Origin of the sequence: Catenuloplanes niger, from assembly GCF_031458255.1 — a bacterium.
In the GTDB taxonomy this organism is placed as follows: domain Bacteria; phylum Actinomycetota; class Actinomycetes; order Mycobacteriales; family Micromonosporaceae; genus Catenuloplanes; species Catenuloplanes niger.
Genome location: NZ_JAVDYC010000001.1, coordinates 3949630 through 3968669, shown reverse-complemented (window position 1 = coordinate 3968669; position 19040 = coordinate 3949630). Strand labels below are relative to the sequence as shown.

General features: G+C 72.8%; 19 protein-coding genes. 14 read left to right on the top strand and 5 right to left on the bottom strand.

Translation table 11 applies throughout. The features are described 5' to 3' along the window. Window positions 1-14: 14 nt before the first annotated feature. The 3 genes from J2S44_RS17290 to J2S44_RS17280 all read right to left on the bottom strand — a co-directional run bounded on the left by J2S44_RS17290 (window position 15) and on the right by J2S44_RS17280 (window position 1561). A complete protein-coding gene (locus J2S44_RS17290; RefSeq protein WP_310414760.1) occupies window positions 15-239 on the bottom strand; it encodes a hypothetical protein in 225 nt (74 codons plus the stop codon). Between the two features lie 158 nt (window positions 240-397). After that, window positions 398-895, bottom strand: a complete 498-nt coding sequence (mscL, locus tag J2S44_RS17285) for a large conductance mechanosensitive channel protein MscL (protein WP_374727859.1) — start codon at window positions 893-895, stop codon at window positions 398-400. 27 nt (window positions 896-922) lie between these two features. After that, on the bottom strand, window positions 923-1561 hold the full coding sequence (locus J2S44_RS17280; protein WP_310414753.1) for a FadR/GntR family transcriptional regulator: 639 nt from the start codon (window positions 1559-1561) through the stop codon (window positions 923-925). A gap of 75 nt (window positions 1562-1636) precedes the next feature. On the opposite strand from J2S44_RS17280, the gene J2S44_RS17275 reads away from it, so the two are divergent. The 4 genes from J2S44_RS17275 to J2S44_RS17260 all read left to right on the top strand — a co-directional run bounded on the left by J2S44_RS17275 (window position 1637) and on the right by J2S44_RS17260 (window position 7110). Next, on the top strand, window positions 1637-2860 hold the full coding sequence (locus J2S44_RS17275; RefSeq protein ID WP_310429746.1) for a CynX/NimT family MFS transporter: 1224 nt from the start codon (window positions 1637-1639) through the stop codon (window positions 2858-2860). A 116-nt stretch (window positions 2861-2976) separates the two neighbouring features. Then, the gene (locus J2S44_RS17270) at window positions 2977-4512 is read left to right on the top strand and encodes an efflux RND transporter periplasmic adaptor subunit (protein WP_310414750.1); all 1536 of its coding nucleotides are present in this window, start codon (window positions 2977-2979) and stop codon (window positions 4510-4512) included. Between the two features lie 127 nt (window positions 4513-4639). Further along, the gene (locus J2S44_RS17265) at window positions 4640-5365 is read left to right on the top strand and encodes a response regulator transcription factor (RefSeq protein WP_310414747.1); all 726 of its coding nucleotides are present in this window, start codon (window positions 4640-4642) and stop codon (window positions 5363-5365) included. A gap of 104 nt (window positions 5366-5469) precedes the next feature. Further along, on the top strand, window positions 5470-7110 hold the full coding sequence (locus J2S44_RS17260; RefSeq protein ID WP_310429744.1) for a sensor histidine kinase: 1641 nt from the start codon (window positions 5470-5472) through the stop codon (window positions 7108-7110). Between the two features lie 130 nt (window positions 7111-7240). On the opposite strand, the gene J2S44_RS17255 is transcribed toward J2S44_RS17260, so the two are convergent. Then, window positions 7241-8902: a glycosyltransferase family protein gene (locus J2S44_RS17255; protein ID WP_310414744.1), complete on the bottom strand. Its 1662-nt coding sequence runs from the start codon at window positions 8900-8902 to the stop codon at window positions 7241-7243. A gap of 116 nt (window positions 8903-9018) precedes the next feature. Here J2S44_RS17255 and J2S44_RS17250 point away from each other — a divergent pair, with 116 nt between their 5' ends. From J2S44_RS17250 to J2S44_RS17235, 4 genes are read left to right on the top strand one after another with little or no spacing between them, the layout of a single operon-like run. Further along, a complete protein-coding gene (locus J2S44_RS17250) occupies window positions 9019-10269 on the top strand; it encodes an efflux RND transporter periplasmic adaptor subunit (protein WP_310414741.1) in 1251 nt (416 codons plus the stop codon). Continuing rightward, complete coding sequence (locus J2S44_RS17245) at window positions 10266-11003, top strand: ABC transporter ATP-binding protein (RefSeq protein ID WP_310414738.1); 738 nt, start codon at window positions 10266-10268, stop codon at window positions 11001-11003. The genes J2S44_RS17250 and J2S44_RS17245 overlap by 4 nt, the downstream gene beginning before the upstream one ends. Then, a complete protein-coding gene (locus tag J2S44_RS17240) occupies window positions 11000-12196 on the top strand; it encodes an ABC transporter permease (protein ID WP_310414735.1) in 1197 nt (398 codons plus the stop codon). Before J2S44_RS17245 ends, J2S44_RS17240 begins: the two co-directional genes overlap by 4 nt. A 14-nt stretch (window positions 12197-12210) precedes the next feature. After that, entirely contained in the window at window positions 12211-12777 is a 567-nt protein-coding gene (locus J2S44_RS17235) for a single stranded DNA-binding domain-containing protein (RefSeq protein ID WP_310414732.1), read from the top strand. A gap of 20 nt (window positions 12778-12797) precedes the next feature. Here the strand turns inward: J2S44_RS17235 and J2S44_RS17230 are convergent, their stop codons facing one another. Further along, window positions 12798-13148 (bottom strand): STAS domain-containing protein, encoded by a 351-nt coding sequence (locus J2S44_RS17230; RefSeq protein WP_033339298.1) that lies wholly within the window; start codon window positions 13146-13148, stop codon window positions 12798-12800. A gap of 198 nt (window positions 13149-13346) precedes the next feature. Here J2S44_RS17230 and J2S44_RS17225 point away from each other — a divergent pair, with 198 nt between their 5' ends. Genes J2S44_RS17225 through J2S44_RS17200 form a run of 6 tightly spaced genes read left to right on the top strand, consistent with a single transcriptional unit; the run spans window position 13347 to window position 18989 of the window. Further along, window positions 13347-14210: an STAS domain-containing protein gene (locus J2S44_RS17225; RefSeq protein WP_310414730.1), complete on the top strand. Its 864-nt coding sequence runs from the start codon at window positions 13347-13349 to the stop codon at window positions 14208-14210. Further along, entirely contained in the window at window positions 14210-14635 is a 426-nt protein-coding gene (locus J2S44_RS17220) for an STAS domain-containing protein (RefSeq protein ID WP_310414727.1), read from the top strand. The genes J2S44_RS17225 and J2S44_RS17220 overlap by 1 nt, the downstream gene beginning before the upstream one ends. Window positions 14636-14637: 2 nt before the next feature. After that, window positions 14638-15057 (top strand): anti-sigma regulatory factor, encoded by a 420-nt coding sequence (locus J2S44_RS17215; RefSeq protein WP_310429742.1) that lies wholly within the window; start codon window positions 14638-14640, stop codon window positions 15055-15057. A gap of 37 nt (window positions 15058-15094) precedes the next feature. Beyond that, window positions 15095-16090 carry a SpoIIE family protein phosphatase gene (locus J2S44_RS17210; protein ID WP_310414725.1) on the top strand — a complete coding sequence of 332 codons (996 nt, stop codon included), beginning with the start codon at window positions 15095-15097 and terminating at the stop codon, window positions 16088-16090. Next, on the top strand, window positions 16087-17439 hold the full coding sequence (locus tag J2S44_RS17205) for a sensor histidine kinase (RefSeq protein WP_310414722.1): 1353 nt from the start codon (window positions 16087-16089) through the stop codon (window positions 17437-17439). Before J2S44_RS17210 ends, J2S44_RS17205 begins: the two co-directional genes overlap by 4 nt. Before the next feature lie 5 nt (window positions 17440-17444). Then, window positions 17445-18989 (top strand): SpoIIE family protein phosphatase, encoded by a 1545-nt coding sequence (locus tag J2S44_RS17200; RefSeq protein WP_310429740.1) that lies wholly within the window; start codon window positions 17445-17447, stop codon window positions 18987-18989. The last annotated feature ends 51 nt before the right edge of the window (window positions 18990-19040 follow it).

The window sequence follows — 19040 nt, the reverse complement described above, 5'->3', positions numbered from 1 at the left end:
TCGACAATTGTGGCTCAGTCGCGGGTGGAGAGCTCACGCCAGTTGCCGGGGCCGTTCAGCATCGCCCGGACCGCCTCCAGCGCCTCGTCCTCGCCGCCGAACTCGAAGAACCGCGACGCCCCCTCGGCGCCGCCCGCGCGGGCCTCGACGTACCAGGTGTCCCCGTTGACCCGGAGGAAGACGTCCTTGCGGGCGATCCGCCCCCATTTGCCGTTCCACCAGTGCTTTCGCTGCTCCATAGCCACACACCCTATCGAACACATGTTCGACAGGGTGTGTGATCTTGCCAGAAGATTCGCCCGCGGGCGGGCTGAGCTGGCTACCCGCGGGGCGGCCTGAGCCGTATTACCCGCGGGGCGGCCTGAGCCGTATTACCCGCGGGGCGGCCTGAGCCGTATTACCCGCGGGGCGGGAAGTGCTCCCGGCGGATGGCCTCGTCGATGGCGGCGCGGCGGTCCGGGTCCGAGTTGCCGGCGATCAGCGCGTCGCGGATCTCGGTGAGCAGGCGGACCTCGTCGCTCGGCGCCTTCGGCTCCGGCTCCTCGCCGCGCCGGCGGCGCTCGGCCAGCTTGTTCATCGGGAAGACGATCAGGAAGTAGACGACCGCGGCGGTGAGGACGAACGTGATCAGCTGGTTGATGAACGCGGCGTAGGTGAACTCCACGCCCGTCACCGGCACCCAGGAGCCCTTCATGTCGCCGGTGCCGCCGGTGACCAGCTTGATCAGCGGCTCGAGGAACGACTTGGTGAACGACGTGACCAGCGCGGTGAACGCGGTGCCGATGACGACACCGACGGCCAGCTCGATCACGTTGCCGCGCATGATGAAGTCTTTGAAACCCTGGATTACCGATCGCACTTCGAACTCCGGAGCAAGTGAGGGGGTGGGAAGCATTACCGTATTGCCCAGATCGCCGGACGGCTATTCGAGGTACGCGCCGGCCTCCTTGGCGGCCAGCTCGGCGTCACCCGCGCGGATGGCCGCGACCAGCCGTCCGTGGTCGACGTAGCTCTCCGCGGTCATCCCCTCGTCCTGGAACGACTGCGCCACCGTGGCCCGCATCGCGCTGCGGAACGACGCGTACAGCGCGGCCAGCATCTCGTTGTGCGCGGCGGCCAGGATCGCGGCGTGCAGTGCCACGTCCGCCTCGACGAACTCGTGCAGCCGGCCGGCCGCCCAGGCCGCCTCGCGCCGGTCCAGCGCACGTTCCAGGTCGGCCACGTCCGCGGCCGTGCGGCGCACCGCGGCGAGCCGGGCCGCCTCCACCTCGAACGCCCGCCGCACCTCGACCACCTCGGCGAACTCCGCGGCCGCCATCCGCCGGCCGACCACGCCGGCCAGCTCGTCGCTGGACATCACGTAGGTTCCGGAGCCCTGCCGGGTCTCCAGCACGCCCGCGTGCACCAGCGCCTTGACCGCCTCGCGGATCGTGTTGCGGCCGACGCCGAGCGCCTCCACCAGCTGTGGCTCGGTCGGGATGCGCCCGCCGACCGGCCACTCGCCGGACGTCACCTTGGCGCGCAGTTCCTCGATGACCCGCTCCACCAGCCGGTATGTCATTCCTTACACCATCCTCCGGAAAAGTGGCCCGAATTCATCCTATGAATTTACGATGGGTTCGTGTCGACCTCCCCCATGGTGCTGGAACCCGCCGCCGCCGTCGCCCCCGCGGTGCGTGGACGCGCCCGCGGCGTGTTTCTCGTGCTCGCCGCCATGCTCCTGGTCGCGCTCAACCTGCGTACCTCGATCACCAGCGTCGGCTCACTGCTCACCGAGGTCCGCGAGGGCCTGCAGCTGTCCGGCCTGATGGCGGGTGTGGTCACCACCATGCCGACCGTCGCGTTCGCGTTCTTCGGCGCGTTCACCCCGGTGCTGGTCCGCCGCTTCGCCGCGCCCCGTGTGCTGGTCGCCGCGATGGCCGCGCTGGTGCTCGGCCAGGCGCTGCGCGTCGCCACCGGGTCCGCCGCGGTCTTCGTGATCACCAGCGCGCTCGCGCTCTCCGGCATCGCGATCGGCAACGTGCTGATGCCGATGCTGGTCAAGCAGAACTTCCCGGAGCGGACCGGCCTGATCACCGGCATGTACTCGGTCTCCATGTCGATCGGCGCCACGATCGGTGCGGCCGCGACCGTGCCGATCGCGCACGCGTTCGGTTCGTGGCGGGCCGGCCTGGGCGTCTGGGCGATCCTCGCGCTCGCCGCGATCCCGCTCTGGCTACCGGCCGCGCTGCGCCACCGCGCGGCGTCCCGGGCCGCGGCGGTCGCCGGAGCAACGGCCGTCGCGCGGGTACGCCCGGGAGCCACCCGGCTCGGCTGGGCCATGGCGATCTTCTTCGGCGCGCAGTCGCTCAGCGGATACGCCGCCATGGGCTGGCTGCCCACACTGTTCCGGGACGCCGGCTTCTCCCCGGAGAACGCGGGCGTGCTGCTCGGCGTGCTGTCCGTGGTCGGCGTGCCGATGGGCCTGATCATGCCGTCGCTGGCCGCGCGGCTGCGCAACCTGCACGGGCTGATCCTCGCGCTGGCCGGGCTCATGATCGTGGCGTACCTCGGCATGATGCTCGCGCCGCGCGCCGGCGCGTACCTCTGGGTGGTCGTGCTGTCGGTCGGCCAGAGCTCGTTCCCGCTGGCCCTGACCGTGCTGGGCCTGCGCGCCCGGACCGCGGAGGGCACGGTCGCGCTCTCCGCGTTCGCGCAGAGCATCGGCTACCTGTTCGCCGCGCTCGGCCCGCTGCTCGTCGGCTACTTCTACGGCCTGACCGGCGCCTGGACCGTCCCGATGCTCTTCCTGACCGGCATCGCCGTCCTCCAGGCCGTCGCCGGACTCGCCGTCGCCCGCCCCCGCTTCATCGAGGACTGACCCCCCGCGTACGACCGGGACCGGCTCTGAGCGGGTTCCCAGCGGGGAACGAGCGGGTCGCGAGGCGCGGTCGTGAGACTTCGCCGGTCGAGTGACGACCGGATGGGGTGTGCGTGGTGCTGCGAGGTCGACGGATGCGGATCGCGGCCGGCGTGGCCGCCACGGCGGTCGTGGTGGCGGGCGCGGCCACCGCCTACGCGCTCACCTCGGGCGGCGAGCCGATCGCGGACGGGCCGTCGCTGGTCGCGGCGGACACCGGCGACGTGACGCTCGCGGTCGCGGCCACCGGCACGCTCGGGCCCGCGTCCACCCGCGGTCTCAGCTTCGGTACGTCCGGCGCGGTCACCGCGGTGCACGTGCGGGTCGGTGACGTGGTCGAGGCCGGCGACGTGCTCGCCGAGGTGGACGCCACGGACGCGCGGGAGGCGGTGGACGCGGCCACGGCGGAACTGGCCGCGGCGCGGGAGGCGCTGTCCACGGCGTCGTCCTCGTCCGGCACCAGCTGCGTGTCGGACACCGGCGGGGGAGCGGTCTACTCCTACGCGACGACCGGCACCACGCCCACGCCCACGCCGTCGCCCTCGCTGTCGTCCACGGGCGGCGGCGACCCGGCGCCGGCGGTCACGGTCACGGTCACGGTGACCGAGACGGTCACCGTCCAGGTGACGGTGCCGGCGTCGCCGCCCGCCTCGTCCTCGCCGTCGTCCTCGCCGTCCGCCGGCCCGTCACCGACCGGCACGCCGTCCCGCCCCACGACCGGCGGCAGCCCGTCCGCCCCCACCGGCGGCGGTACGACCGGCCCGGGTGCGATTGACGGCGGTGCGACCGGCGGCGGTGCGACCGGCCCGGGCTCCACCGGTTCCGGTTCGACCGGCGGCTCCGGCTCGACCGGCGACGGCTGCGCCGAGACCGGCAGCACCGGCGGGACCGGCAGCACCGGCGGGACCGGCAGCACCGGCGGGACCAGCAGCGGTGGTGGGACCAGCAGCGGTGAGACCGAAAGCGGCAGCGGTGGTGCCCGGAGCGGTGGCACCGCCGGTGACGCGGTCTACGCCGCGCAGACCAGGGTGAACAGCGCGGAGGTGGCGCTGGCCGAGGCCGAGGAGGCGCTCGCCGGTGCCGTCCTCACGGCGCCGGTCGGCGGCAAGGTCCTCTCCGTGGCCGGCGGGGTGGGCAGCACCGCCGGCGCCGGCAGCACGTTCGTCTCGCTCGGTGACATCGCGGGCATGGAGGTGCGGGCCGACTTCCCGGAGGCGGACGCGGGCCGGCTGGAGATCGGCCAGGTCGCCACGGTCACGCTCCCGGACCGGCCCGGCGAGACGTTCCCGGCCACGGTCACGCAGGTCGACCCGGCCGGCACCGTCACGGACGGCATGGTCACCTACGGCACGCTGATCACCTTCGACACCGTGCCGGCGGACGTGCTGATCGGGCAGAACGCGCAGGCCACGATCACGATCTCCGCGGTCACCGGCGTGCTGCGGGTGCCGTCCTCGGCGCTCCGGGACGTGTCCGGCACGACCGGCGTGGTGACGGTCCGGGCCGACGGCGTGGACAGCGTGCGGACCGTCCGGGTGGGGCTGGTCGGCGACGCGTACGCGGAGATCACCTCGGGCCTGTCGGCCGGTGCGGTCGTGCTGGTGGCGGGCTGATCCCGTACCCCCGCCGGCCTGCGGTTCTAAGATTTTGTTCAGTTTTCTCCGACCTCGTTCCGAGGCACCTCCGATAGATGTTGGAGCCGGTGTCCACGATCGGGTGGGAACGGCAGGAGGCAACACGGTGCGTCAGCAGACCGAAGCACGGCCAACGAAGGTGCTCGTCGTCGACGACGAGCCGAACATCTGCGCGTTGCTGTCGGCCACGCTCCGCCTGATCAACTTTGACGTGCGGGTGGCGAACGGCGGGCACGAGGCGCTGACCGCCGCCACCGAGTTCGAGCCGGACCTGGTCGTGCTCGACGTGATGCTGCCCGACCTGGACGGCTTCCAGGTCGCCCAGCGGCTGCGGTCCGGCACCCGCCCGGTGCCGGTGCTGTTCCTGACCGCGCGCGACGCGGTCGAGGACCGGATCTCCGGCCTCACCGTCGGCGCGGACGACTACGTGACGAAGCCGTTCAGCCTGGAGGAGGTCGTGCTGCGAATCCGCGCGATCCTGCGCCGCAGCCGTGGCGACGCGGACGGGTCCGAGGACAACGGCCTGCTGCGGTACGCGGACCTGGAGCTGGACGAGGACGCGCACGAGGTCCGCCGCGGCGGCCGGCTGGTCGAGCTGTCCCCGACCGAGTTCAACCTGCTCCGCTACCTGCTGGTCAACGCGGGCCGGGTGGTCAGCAAGGCGCAGATCCTGGACCGGGTGTGGAGCTACGACTTCGGCGGCGACGGCCGGATCGTCGAGTCGTACGTCTACTACCTGCGCAAGAAGATCGACCGCTGGGAGCCCCCGCTGATCCACACCGTCCGCGGTGTCGGCTACGCCCTCCGCCTGCCCCGGGGTGCGGAGGAGTGAGCCCGTCGCCACCCGGCCCCGGCCCGGGAACGCCGGATCCGTCGGCTCGACCGCGGCGGGAACGGCCGGGCCGGGCCGGGAACGGCGGACCGAGTCTCTGGCGGCTGCGGCGGTGGCGGCACTGGACGCTGCGGTCCCGCCTGGTGCTGGTGATCGCGTCGCTGACCGCGGTGGCGTTGCTGCTCGCGAACCTGGCCGGTGTCTGGCTGCTGCGCAGCTACCTGACCGACCAACTGGACGACCGGCTGGCGAGCCGGATCGAGGACCCGGTCATGATGATCAACCGGATCTGCGACACGTCGTCCGGCTCCGCCACCGACCCGGACGGAACCGTCCTCCCCGGCGGGCCGCCGCACCGCGGTCCCGGCTGGCCGGGACCGCTCGCCGGCCCGGAACAGCTGCTCAGCCTCTACCGGGCGGACGGCACGCTGCTGTGCACCGACCGGCAGACCGGCGACGCCCAGGTCGAGCAGGCCGACGTGCTCGCGCAGGTCGGAAAGGCGGACCCGGCGACGGTACGGATGACCGACGGCACCAACTGGCGGATCACCGTGCAGGAGAACTCGCTCGTCGTCAACGACACCCCGGTGACGCTGCTGACGCTGAAGGGCGCCTCGCTGGAGGACATCGACCGGACCGCGGACGGCCTGCTGCTGATCAACCTGGCCGTCGAGCTGGTCGTGCTGCTGATGCTCGGCCTGGTCGCCGCGGTCGTGGTCCGGCTCGGCCTGCACCCGCTCACCCGGATGGAGGCGATGGCCGCGCGGATCAGCACCGGCGACCTGTCCCACCGCGCCGACGACGCGGACCCGCACACCGAACCCGGCCGCCTCGGCGTCGCGCTCAACTCGATGCTCGCCCGGATCGAGGCGGAGGTGAGCGCGCGGACCGCGTCCGAGGCCCGGCTCCGCCGGTTCGTCGCGGACGCCGGCCACGAACTGCGCACGCCGCTGACCTCGATCCGCGGCTTCGCGGAGCTGTACCGGCGCGGCGGCTCCCCGCCCGGCCCGGTGCTCGACGAGACGATGAGCCGGATCGAGTCCGAGGCGGCCCGGATGGGTCTGCTCGTCGAGGACCTGCTGCTGCTCGCGAAACTGGACGAGCAGCGCCCGCTGCAACGCAGGCCGGTCGACATGCTGCAGATCGCGGCCGACACGATCCGGGACGCGCACGCCCGCGCGCCCGGCCGCCCGATCCGGCTGGCCGCGCTCGGCCCGGACGACGACGCCGACTTCGAGCCGATCACCGTGCCCGGCGACGAGCACCGCCTGCGCCAGGTCGCCACGAACCTGGTCAACAACGCGCTGGTCCACACGCCCCCGGACGCCCACATCACCATCCGCGTCGGCCGCTGGACCCCCGCCGGCCCACCCGAAACCGCCCCGGCCCCGCACTCCCGACCCGGCCGCCCACAACCGGCCACTCCGCCGGCCACGGCTGCCGGTTTCGCGGCACCGGCCGCAGCTGCCGGTTTCGCGGCGCCGGCCACGGCGACCGGTTTCGCGGTGCTGGAGGTCAGCGACACCGGCCCCGGCATCCCCGCCGACCACGCGGAACGCGTCTTCGAACGCCTCTACCGCGTGGAGAGCAGCCGCGCCCGCGGCCGATCCGGCGCCGGCGGCTCCGGCCTCGGCCTCTCCATCGTCGCCGCCATCGTCCAGGCCCACGGCGGCCACGTCGAGCTCATCACCGCCCCCGGCCAGGGCGCCACCTTCCGCGTCCTCCTCCCCGCGAATGGGCCCTGAGCACGCGCCCCGAGGGGTCGTTCGGTGACCGGCGGCGGCACCGGCAGGGAGGAGCGCCAGCGACGACCGGTGCCCGCGGGAGCACTGGGAACGCGGGCACGCCGGAAGCGGGAAAGGCTCGCCGGGTTTTTCAGCGGTCCTCCTGGTAGATCAGGTAGCCGCCGGCCGGGGTGACGTCGAAGACGCGCAGCGTGCGGGCGCGGAACGCGGTGAAGGCGTCGTCCAGGTCGGAGCCGGCGGGCAGGACCCAGGCCGGGTCGGGGGCGTTGCGGACCACGGTGCCGTAGATGGGGAAGCGGTCGCCGCGCTGGTCGAGGCGGGCGTCGATGACCGCGCAGATGATGCGTTCGCCGGTGCGGAACGTGATGCGGTCGCAGGTGTCGCGGTCGGAGTAGACGCGGTTCGCGCCGGCCCGGTCGAGCGCGGCGACGAGCGCGCGGTCGTCGTCGGCGGCGGCGGAGAGCGCGGGACCGCGCAGGACGAGCGCGGCGGTGGCCGCGACCGCGAGCGTGAGCACGGCGGCGAGCACGGCGGAGCCGGTCAGGCCGGCGAGCGCGGCCGGCAGCGTGCGGGCCTGGCGGCCCCACAGCCGGGCGGCGGCGTGCCACAGCGGCCACAGCACCGCGGGCAGCGCGATCAGCGTGTAGTGCAGGTTCTTCGCGGCGGCCGCCGGGGCCAGCGCGGAGTTGGCGGTCAGGAAGAAGATCGCGAGCGTGCCCACGGTGGCCAGGATCAGCGTGAGCCGGCCGGCGTGCCGCGGCACCCGGGCGGGCGCCGCGTCTCCGAGCCCGCGGATCGCGCCGACGAGCGCGACGAGCAGCAGCGCCAGGTATGCCGGACCCCACCACGCCTGCCAGGTCACGCACTCGCCGGGCGCGCACAGGCCGGCGCTGATCGGGACCGCGGTGAAGAGCATGCCGGTCAGCCGGCCGGCCAGCGGCGCCTCGATCAGGTTGCCGCTGGCCAGCACGAGCAGCTGGTACGGGCTGCGGGGCGCACCGAGCACGGCGAAGGCGATCAGCGGCACCGCGCCGAGCGCGGTCCCGGCCGCGACGATCAGCCAGGCCGGCACGCGCCGGAAGCTGAGCAGCAGCATCAGGCCGGCGGCCGCGACGAACGGCAGGACCCACCAGTGCGTCCACACCATGACGCCGGCCAGCACGCCCCAGCCGAACAGGCCGAGGCCCGGCCGTTTCAGCTCGGCGCCGGCCAGCCGCACGGTGAGCAGCAGGAGCAGCGCGACCGCGAAGAGCATCTCCGGGTACGCCCCGGCGCCGGTCAGCTCGTTGCGGATCACCCGGTCCGAACCGAGCGCGAACAGGCCGATCGACAGCGCCGCGAACCAGGGCGTGTAGAGCCGGCGGAGCAGCATGAACGCCACGATCAGGAACCCGGCGAAGCAGATCAGCGCGGGTAGCCGCACCGACCACGACCCGGTGCCGAGCACGCGCACGAACGGCGCCGCCAGGAACGCCTGCAGCGAACCCATGAACCGCTCGCTGTCCAGGAAGAGCGGCAGCTCCTGGCCCTGCGCGATGCGGAGCGCGGCCAGTCCCGCAGCCGCCTCGGCCGCGTCACCGGGCGGCACCTCACCGCGCACCAGCAGCACGCGGTAGCCCAGCCCGAGCAGCCCGAAGAAGATCGCCCAGACGGCCGCGGCCCGCCGGCCCGGACTGTCCGACGGCCGCCGGTGCCCGCGCGGCTCCGGCCGGCCGGTCAGCACCGGCACGCGCCGGTCACCGCGCGCCGGACGATCGTCCCGGCGCACGCCCTCGGCCGTCCCGGCGCTCACCGATCGAGTTTGCCACACCCCACCGGCAAGTATTGAGGTCTTGCTATCGGATGCTTCCCAGTGCGTTCCGAGGCTGTCCTGGGGTGGTGTCGAGAGGGGGCGGCGACGCTACGCGCATGTCTGTGCGACGACCCCTCTTCGCTCGCCGCCCCTCCTGGATCGTCAACACCGGCCTCGGGCTGGCGATCGCCGGTGTCGGTGTGTGGGCCTACCTGTCCTTCGCCCAGCCCGCGCGCGGTGAGGCGAGCGCGACCACGAGCACGACGCGGACGCTGACCGTGCAGCAGGGCACGGTGACGTCCACGGTCGGCGCGGACGGCTCGGTGACCAGTGCTAACACGGCCAGCGCGAGTTTCGGCACGTCCGGCACGGTCACCGAGATCACCGTCCGGGTCGGTGACGTGGTGAAGAAGGGGCAGGTGCTCGCGAGGATCGACCCGACCGCGGCGAACCGGAACCTGACGGCGGCGCGGGCCGACCTCACGGCCGCGCAGGACGCGCTGGCCCGCGCCGAGGAGGCCGGCAGCGACACCTCGTCCGCGACGGCGCAGGTGACGCAGGCCGAGCTCGCGGTCGAGGCGGCGGAGGACGCGGTCGAGGGCGCCACGCTGACCGCGACCATGGACGGCACCGTCATCACGATCAACGGCAGCGTCGGGGGTACGGCGAGCGGGTCCGCATCGAGCGGCGGCGCCACCACCGGCTCCAGCGGGTCCGGTGGCTCCAGCGGGTCCGGTGGTTCCAGCGGTGGTGGGCAGACCGGCGAGAGCGGCACCGGCACCGCGTTCGTCGAGATCGCCGACCTGGACACGCTGGAGATCACGGCCTCGTTCGCGGAGGCGGACGCCACCGAGCTGGAGGTGGGGCAGGCCGCGACCGTCACCTGGAACGCGCTGACCGGCGTCACCGCGGCCGCGACCGTCGCCTCGATCGACCCCGGCGCGTCCGGCGAGGGCGAGTCCGTCACCTACGGCGCCACGCTCACGCTGGCCGAGGTCCCGGACGGCGCGAAGTCCGGCCAGACCGTCTCGGTCTCGGTCACCACCGGCACCGCGGAGAACGTCGTGATGGTCAATTCGGCCGCGATCACGTCCGGCGGCCGCGGCCACACGGTCACCACCGTGGTCGACGGCCGCCAGGTCGTCACCACCGTGGAGGTCGGCCTGGAGGGCGACACGACGACCGAGGTCACCTCCGGCCTCGCCGTGGGCGACCAGGTGGTCTACACGATCGAGGAGAGCGGCGGCTCGGGCGAGCAGGGCGGCGGTTTCCCCGGCGGCGGGGCCGGTCTGCCCGGCGGCGGTCAGCAGGGCGGCTTCACCGGCGGCGGCACCCGCGGCGGCGCACCGGCCGGTGGCGGCCGGTGACGACCGCGGCGACCCACCGCCGGGCCGGCGCACCGGAGAAGCCCCCGACACCGGTCCTCGACGTGCGGCAGCTGCGCAAGGTGTACGGCACGGGCGAGGCCACCGTGCACGCGCTCGCCGGCGTGAGCCTCACCGTGGAGCGCGGCGACTACGTGGCGATCATGGGCTCGTCCGGGTCCGGCAAGTCCACGCTGATGAACATCCTCGGCTGTCTCGACGTCCCGTCCACCGGCCGCTACCTGCTGGACGGCGTGGACGTCAGCGGGCTCTCCGACCGGCAGCTCGCGGTGGTCCGGAACCGGCTGATCGGCTTCGTCTTCCAGTCGTTCAACCTGATCCCGCGCACCACCGCGCTGGCGAACGTGGAGCTGCCGCTCGCCTACGCGGGTGTGCGGCCGGCCGTGCGCCGCCGGCGTGCCCTGGCCGCGCTGGACCTGGTCGGCCTCGCCGCCCGGGCCGGTCACGAGCCGAACCAGCTCTCCGGCGGCCAGCAGCAGCGCGTGGCGGTGGCCCGCGCGCTGGTCACCGAGCCGGCGCTGCTGCTGGCGGACGAGCCCACCGGAAACCTGGACAGCCGTTCCACCGCGGACGTGCTGAGCATCTTCGACGACCTGCACGCGCGGGGCCGGACGATCGTGCTGATCACGCACGAGGCCGAGGTGGGCGCGCGGGCCGGGCGGCTGATCCGGCTCCTCGACGGCCAGGTCCGGTCCGACGAGAGGAACCGCCGGTGAGCACCTGGGAGATCCTGACGTTCGCCGTCCGGGGCGTGACCGCGAACAAGCTGCGTTCCGCGCTCACCACGCTCGGCATCCTGATCGGCGTCGCGGCCGTCATCCTGCTGGTCGCGGTCGGCAACGGCTCCGCGGCCGCGATCACCAGCCAGATCTCCGCGCTGGGCACGAACACGATCACGGTGCTGAGCACGAACCGCGGCGGCGCCACGAACACGGCGCTGACCCCAGAGATCGCGGAGGCGTTGCGGGACGGGACGCTGGCGCCGGACGTACGGTCGGTCTCGCCGGTGGTCAGCGCGTCCGGCACGCTCACCTACGACGGCACCGACCACGAGATCAGTCAGTTCATCGGCACCGGCAGCGGTTACCTGGCCGCGCAGTCCTACGAGATCGACCGGGGTGCCGCGTTCACCGACGCGGACGTGTCGCAGGGCCGGCGGGTGACCGTGATCGGGCAGACCGTGGCGGAGGAGCTGTTCGCGGGCGTCGACCCGGTGGGCGAGCAGGTCACGGTCGGCGGCGCGCTGTTCACCGTGGTCGGCGTGCTGGCCGAGAAGCCCTCGTCCGGCGTGCAGGACGCGAACGATCTCGCGATCGCGCCGCTCACCGCGGTGCAGCAGACGCTCGCCGGGTACGGCTCGCTCAGCTCGATCGTGGTGGAGGCGGTCTCCGCCGACCGGGTCACCGCGGCGCAGAACGAGATCGCCACGATCCTCGACCAGCGGCTGAAGGTCGCGGACGGGGACACCGCGCCGTACCGGATCCAGAACGCGTCGCAGCTGCTGGAGACGCAGACCGAGACCGCGGACACGTTCACCGTGCTGCTCGGCGCGGTGGCCGGCATCTCGCTGCTGGTCGGCGGCATCGGCATCACGAACATCATGCTGGTCACGGTCACCGAACGGACCCGGGAGATCGGCATCCGCAAGGCGCTCGGCGCGCCCCGCCGGGTGATCCTGACCCAGTTCCTCGCCGAGGCCACGATCCTGAGCCTGACCGGCGGCGGCCTGGGCGTGCTGATCGCGGTGCTCGGCAGCCGGTTCGAGATCGCCGGTGTCCAGCCGGTCATCGTGCCGAGCTCGGTCTTCCTCGCGCTCGGCGTCTCCGTGGCGATCGGCCTGTTCTTCGGCGGCTACCCGGCGAGCCGGGCCGCGCGCCTCCGCCCGATCGACGCACTCCGCTACGAATAGGAACGCAGGTCACGATGGCTTTCAGACGATCGAAGCACCGGGGTACGGACACGGCCGTGCCGGCGAGCCCGGAGCCGGCCGACGCCGGGCTGGCGGCGGAGCTGGCCGCGGTCGCGCCGAGACAGTGGTGGAACCGGTGGACGCCGGTCCTGACGGCCGTGCTGCTGCTGGGCGGCGGCGTCATGGCGGGCGTCGAGATCCAGCAGCGCTGGGGCCCGGCCACGGTGCCGGGCGGCGGGGCGACGTTCCCCGGTGGCGCGGCCGGTTTCCAGGGGCGCTCGGGCGGCGGTGCGCAGGAGACCGAGCAGGGCTCGGATCAAGCAGCCGAGCAGGGCTCGGATCCGGCGGCCGAGAGCGGCGGCGATACCACGGAGGGCACCGTGAAGCTGGTGAACGGCACCACCGTGTACATCGTCACAGCCGACGGCCGGACCGTCACGGTGCGGACCTCGGACGGCACCGCGGTGCGCACGTCGGCCGACGGCACCCTCAGCGACCTGGCCGAGGGTGACACCGTCACCGTCGAGGGGACCGCGGGCGACGACAACTCGGTGACCGCCGCCACGATCACCGAGCGGTAGCGGAACGTCCCGGCGGCGCGTCAGGCCGAGGCCGGCGCGCCGTCCACGGCCTCGTCCACGGTCGGGTACGTCTGGAGCACCTCGACCAGGCCGCTCACCTCGAGGATGCGCAGGACGCCACGCTGCGGCGCCGCGAGCCGGACCAGGCCGCCGCTGTCATCCGTGCTGTTCTTGGCGCGGACGAAGACGGACAGGCCGGTCGAGTCGCAGAACGACACCTCCGCCAGGTCGAAGACGAGCCGGGTGCGGCCCTTCTCCAACAGGTCGGTGATCTGATCCTGCAGCTGCGGGGCGGTGGCCATGTCGAGCTCACCTGCGACCGACACGACGACGACGTCATCGCGCTGTTCGGTCTTGACCGTCAAGGACATTTAGCCGACCTCCTGTTATGGACGAAACGCTACTCCACCGGCGGCATGCTTGCAGTGTGAGGCGGATGCCAGATACTTGGCGTCGAGCAACTAACCGTCTTCGCTCCGGTGATAGTGTCCCACCGGTCGGTCAACTGAGTGATCCCCAGGTACCGAGTCTCCGGACGGCATGCCCACGGAGCTGATCAGGAGGCGAACGTGGCGCTCAGCGCGGAGGCGGCGAGCCGGCTCACCGCCCGGCTCGACGAGCACGAGGACCAGATCTCCCAGTTGTGGGTCCGTGAGGTCGGGGTCACCCTGCGCGGGCGCCTCAGCCAGGGCGAGCTCGACCGGCAGATCCGTGAGTTGTTCAGATCACTGCGCGACCTGCTGGCCGGCGGTGGCACGCGGCTGGAGGGCAACGACGGCGCCGAGGTGCGCGCGCTGCTGGCGGAGATGTCCCGTTCCCGGGCGTTGCAGGGCTTCACCTCCACCGAGACCGCGGTCAGCATCTTCGCGGTCAAGGAGGCGTTCTCGGTCGCCACGAACGCGTACGACACCGCGGAGTCGATGAGCGACTTCATTGCGTTCTCCGGGCTCGTCGACGAGCTGGGCCTGTTCACGTTCGCGACGTACGCGCAGGCCCGCGAGGAGGTCATCGCGGACCAGGCGGAGCAGCTGCTGGAGCTGGCCACGCCGGTGGTCAAGCTGTGGGACGGCGTGGTCGCGGTCCCGCTGGTCGGCACGCTCGACTCGGCCCGCGCCCAGGTGGTGATGGAGCGCCTGCTGCAGACGCTGGTCGACACCGGCTCGCCGTACGCGATCATCGACATCACCGGCGTCCCGGCGGTCGACACCCAGGTCGCCCAGCACGTGCTGAAGACCGTGGTCGCGGCGCGGCTGATGGGTGCGGAGTGCATCATCTCCGGCATCCGGCCGCAGATCGCGCAGACGATCGTGGCGCTCGGCATCGAGTTCGGTGACATCGCGACGAAGGCCACGCTGGCCGACGCGCTCCGGCACGCGCTGCGCCGCACCGGCGCCGACGTGACCCGCCGCGGCTCGGCCCGGCGGGAGCACTGATGGAGCGCGTACCGGTCCTCAAGATCGGGGACTTCCTCCTGGTGTCGATCCAGGTCGACATGGAGGACCAGATCGCGCTGCAGCTGCAGGAGGACCTCTCCGAGCGGATCGTTCAGACCGGCGTGCACGGCGTGATCATCGACATCACCGCGCTGGACATCGTCGATTCGTTCGTCGGCCGGATGCTCTCCACGATCGCCGCGATCTCGAAGGTGCTGGACGCCGAGACCGTGGTGGTCGGCATGCGCCCGGCCGTGGCGATCACGCTGGTCGAGCTGGGCCTGTCGCTGAACGGCATCCGCACCGCTCTGAACGTGGAGCGCGGCATGGAGCTGCTCGCCCGGGCGCGCGAGGAAGAGGACCTTCTCGACGGCGAGGACGACGACGAGCAGCCCGCGGAGGATGGGACGGCGGTGACGTCGTGACCATGGGCTTCGCCGGCGCCGCGGATGCCGGCGGCACGCTCGTGATCTCCAGCGACGAGGACGTGGTCCGCGTCCGGCAGCTCACCCGTACCGTGGCGGTCAAGGTCAAGCTCTCCCTGGTGGACCAGACCAAGCTGGTCACGGCCGCCAGCGAGCTGGCCCGCAACACGCTCGTCTACGGCGGTGGCGGCACGGTCGAGGTGACCGTCGTCGACAACGGGCGACGGCGCGGTGTACGAATAGTCTTCAGTGACCAGGGTCCCGGCATCGCCGACCTCGACCTCGCGCTCACCGACGGCTACACCACCGGCGGCGGCCTGGGGCTCGGGCTGAGCGGGTCGCGGCGGCTGGTGGACGAGTTCGACATCGAGACAGCGGTCGGCGAAGGCACCCGCATCACGGTGACCAAGTGGGCGCGCTGAGGCGACCCCTCGGGCACTGAACGTTAGAGGGGCGCACATGTCCGACGAGGGCACCTGGTTCCGCATCGACAACTCCAGCGTGGCGTCGACGGTGCGCCGTGCCGCCGACCGGCTGGCCGAGATGCTCGCACTGCCCGAGAGGGCCGCCTCCGACCTGTCGATCGTGACCGCGGAGCTGACCAGCAACCTGCTCAAGCATGCGGTCGACGGCACGCTGCTGCTGCGTCCGGTGCGCAACGCGGACACGGCCGGCGTCGAGCTGGTCGCCGTCGACTCCGGCCCCGGCATGGCGGACCTGTCCCGCTTCATCCGGGACGGGCACTCCACCGCCGGCACGCTCGGCATCGGGCTCGGCGCCATCGTCCGGCAGGCCGGCTGGTACGACATGCACTCGGTGCCGGGCCGCGGCACGACGGTGGCCGTGCAGGTGTGGCCGGGTGACGTGCCGGAGCCGGCCTGGGCGGCCGGGGCCAGCCGCCCGATCACCGGCGAGGCGGTCAGTGGCGACGGCTACGCCATCCGGGTCGCCGACGGCCGGCACCAGGTGCTGGTCAGCGACGGTCTCGGGCACGGCCCGCTGGCCGCCACCGCCAGTCAGGCCGCGGTCAACGCGTTCCGGGCCGCGCCGGCCGTACCGCCGGCGGCGCTGGTCGAGACCGTGCACCGCGCGATCGCGCACACCCGCGGTGCGGCGGTCGCGGTCGCGGAGCTGGACGCGGCCGCCGGCCTGGTGCGCTACGCCGGGCTGGGGAACATCGCGGGCACGATCGTGGACGGGATCAGCCGCCGCGGCATGATCTCGTTGCCCGGCATCGCCGGTCACCAGCGCCGCCAGGTCCGGGAGTACGAGTACCCGATCGGCCCGTCCGCCGCCGTGGTGATGCACTCGGACGGCGTGGTGGACCGCTGGCAGCCCGCCGACTATCCGGGGCTGAACACGGCCGCGCCGGTGCTGATAGCGGCCACCGTGCTGCGCGACGCCGGCGTGCGGCGTGACGACGCGTGCGTGCTGGCTGCGAGACTGCCGTCATGAGCGAATTCGTGCTGCTGAGGATGGCGCTGCGTCGTGAGCACGACATCTTCGTGATCCGGCAGCGCGGTCGCGAGGTGGCAGCCGCGGTCGGGCTCGAGCACCAGGATCAGATCCGGCTCGCGACCGCGCTCAGCGACGTCGCCCGCCTGCTGCTGCCGGTTCCCGGCGACGCCGACGTGGCATTTGTTGCGCTGACGGCCACACCTCCTAGGCTGGTGGTAGAGATTGTCGCCGGTCCGGGGGCGGCTGCGATGTTGAAGGGCGGGCCCGCGGGCCGGCTGGTCCACAGTTTGGAGGTCGACGGTGACGAGCACGCCACGCGCGTACGGCTGGTCAGCCGGCTTCCGATCGGTGCCGTGCCGTTGACCGAGGAACACATCGCGAACCTGCGCCGGGAGGTGGCCGCCAACGAGCCGGGTACGCCACTGGACGAGCTCGCCGTGCAGAACCGCGAGCTGATGTCCGCGCTGGAGGAGGTCCGGGCCCAGCGCGACGAGCTGGCCGAGACGAACCAGGGCGTGATGGCGCTCTACAACGAGCTGTCCCAGGAGCTTGAGGAGACCAACCGCGGCGTGGTCGCGCTCTACAACGAGCTGGACGAGAAGTCCGCTCAGCTCAAGGCGGCCAGCGAGGCGAAGAGCCGGTTCCTGGCGAACGTCAGCCACGAGCTGCGCGCGCCGGTCACCGCGGTCATCGGCCTGACCCGGCTGCTCGCCGACTCCGGCTCCGACCCGCTCACCGACGAGCAGACCCGGCACGTCGACCTGATCCGCGGTTCCGCGACCGACCTGCTCACGCTGGTCAACGACCTGCTCGACCTGGCCAAGGCGGAGGCCGGCCGGCTGGAGCCGGTCTGGACCGACGTGGACCTGCGCGCGCTGTTCGGCCAGCTGCGCGGCACCGCCCGCGCCATCATCACCCGGCCCGGCGTGGGGCTGGTGGTGGAGGACCCGCCGACCGGGTCCACCCTGACCACGGACGAGGCGCTGCTCGCCCAGGTGCTGCGCAATCTGCTGACCAACGCGATCAAGTTCACCGAGCGGGGCACGGTGTCGATGTCGCTGCGCGCCGCGACCGGGCAGGACGGCTGGGAGATCGAGGTCGCCGACACCGGCATCGGCATCCCGCCGGAGCTGCACGAGCGCATCTTCGAGGAGTTCTACCAGGTGCCCGGCAGCTCCGTCGGCCGCACCGGGACCGGTCTCGGCCTGCCCTACGCGCAGCGGTTGGTCACGCTGCTCGGTGGCTCGTTGCGCCTGTCCAGCGAGCCCGGGAAGGGCAGCGTGTTCACCGTCGTGCTGCCGCGCCGGCCGATGCCCCCGGCACCGGCCCAGCGTGACGAGGGGTGAGACGGGTGCACGTCGACCCGGCGACCGTGCTGGTCGTCGATGACAATCCGACCAAGCGCTACCTGCTGGTCAGCTGGCTCAGCCGGGCGGGTTACGCCGTCGTGGAGGCGGAGACCGGCCGGGAGGCGCTGGAGCTGGTCGAGGTCAAGCCGGTCGACCTGGTCGTGCTGGACGTGCGCCTGCCTGACATGTCCGGCTTCGATGTCTGCGAAAAGATCAAGGGCAACCCGAAGCACGCCGCGCTGCCGGTCGTGCACGTCTCCGCGCACGCGGTCGACGTGCAGGATCGCGCGCACGGGCTGAACCGGGGCGCGGACGCGTACCTGGTGGAGCCGATCGAGCCGGAGGAGCTGGTCGCCACCACGCAGGCGGTGCTGCGCTACTACCGGGCGCGCAAGCAGGCGGAGTTGCTCGCGCAGCGGATGGCGCTGCTGGCGGAGACCACGCTGGCGATCAACTCGGCGGCCGACTTCCCGCGTCTGCTCGCGGCCGCGGCCCAGGGCGCCGCCCAGATCTTTCAGGGGCCCGCGGCCGTGGTCACCGCGACCGGCGACGGCGACTTCTGGGCCGCCACCTGCGAGGACCCGGAGCAGGAACCGGTTCTGCGGCCGTGGCAGCCGCGCGAGGACATCGCGGTCGGCACCTCGTTCCGGATCGACCAGGCCGCCGACTGGTCGCTGCTGGCCTGGCCGGACGACGAACCGGTCGGCATCGCCACCACCCGCATCCGCCCCGACCGTCCCGCGGTCCAGGTCGCGGTGCCCGCCTCCGCCAACATCCCCGGCGCGCCCGTGTTGCGCCAGCTCGCGCAGGCGATCGCGGCCGCGGTCGAGGCACAGCGGTCCTACGACGAGGAGCACCGCATCGCGGTCACGCTCCAGCGCAGTCTGCTGCCCCGGCGCCTGCCCGACGTGACCGGGCTGGATCTCGCCCGCCGCTACGAGCCGGCCAGTGCGCACACCGAGATCGGCGGCGACTTCTACGAGCTGACGATGATCGACGGCCGGCTGCTGGTCGCGATCGGTGACGTGGCCGGTCACTCGCTGCACGCCGCCACGGTGATGGCGGAGCTGCGGCACGCGCTGCGCGCCTACGCGGTCGAGGGCCATCCGCCCGGCACGTTGTTGGTCCGCATCAACGACCTGATGCTGACGTTGCTGGCCGGCGAGGTCGCCACGGTCTGCGTGATGCTGATCGACCCGGCCAGCGGCCACGTGCGGATGGCCAACGCGGGCCACCTGCCGCCGATGCTGATCACGGACGGCCGCGTGGAGTTCATCGAGGACCGCGGTCCGCTGCTCGGCCTGCGCGCCCACCGTCCGGAGGACACCGAGTTCGTCGTACCGCCCGGTGCCACGCTCGTGCTCTACACCGACGGCCTGATCGAACGCCGCGACGCCACCATCGACGACGGGCTCCGCGCGCTCGCCGCGGTCGCGTCCTCCGGCGTCGACGACCACCTCGACGACTTCTGCGACCGGCTGCTCTCCGAGCTCACCGGCCCGGAGATGAGCGACGACATCGCGGTCGTCGCGCTGCGCCGTCGCTGAGAGGCCCCGTTTCGTTCGGCACCTTCCGCCCGGGGACCGTTGACATCGGCT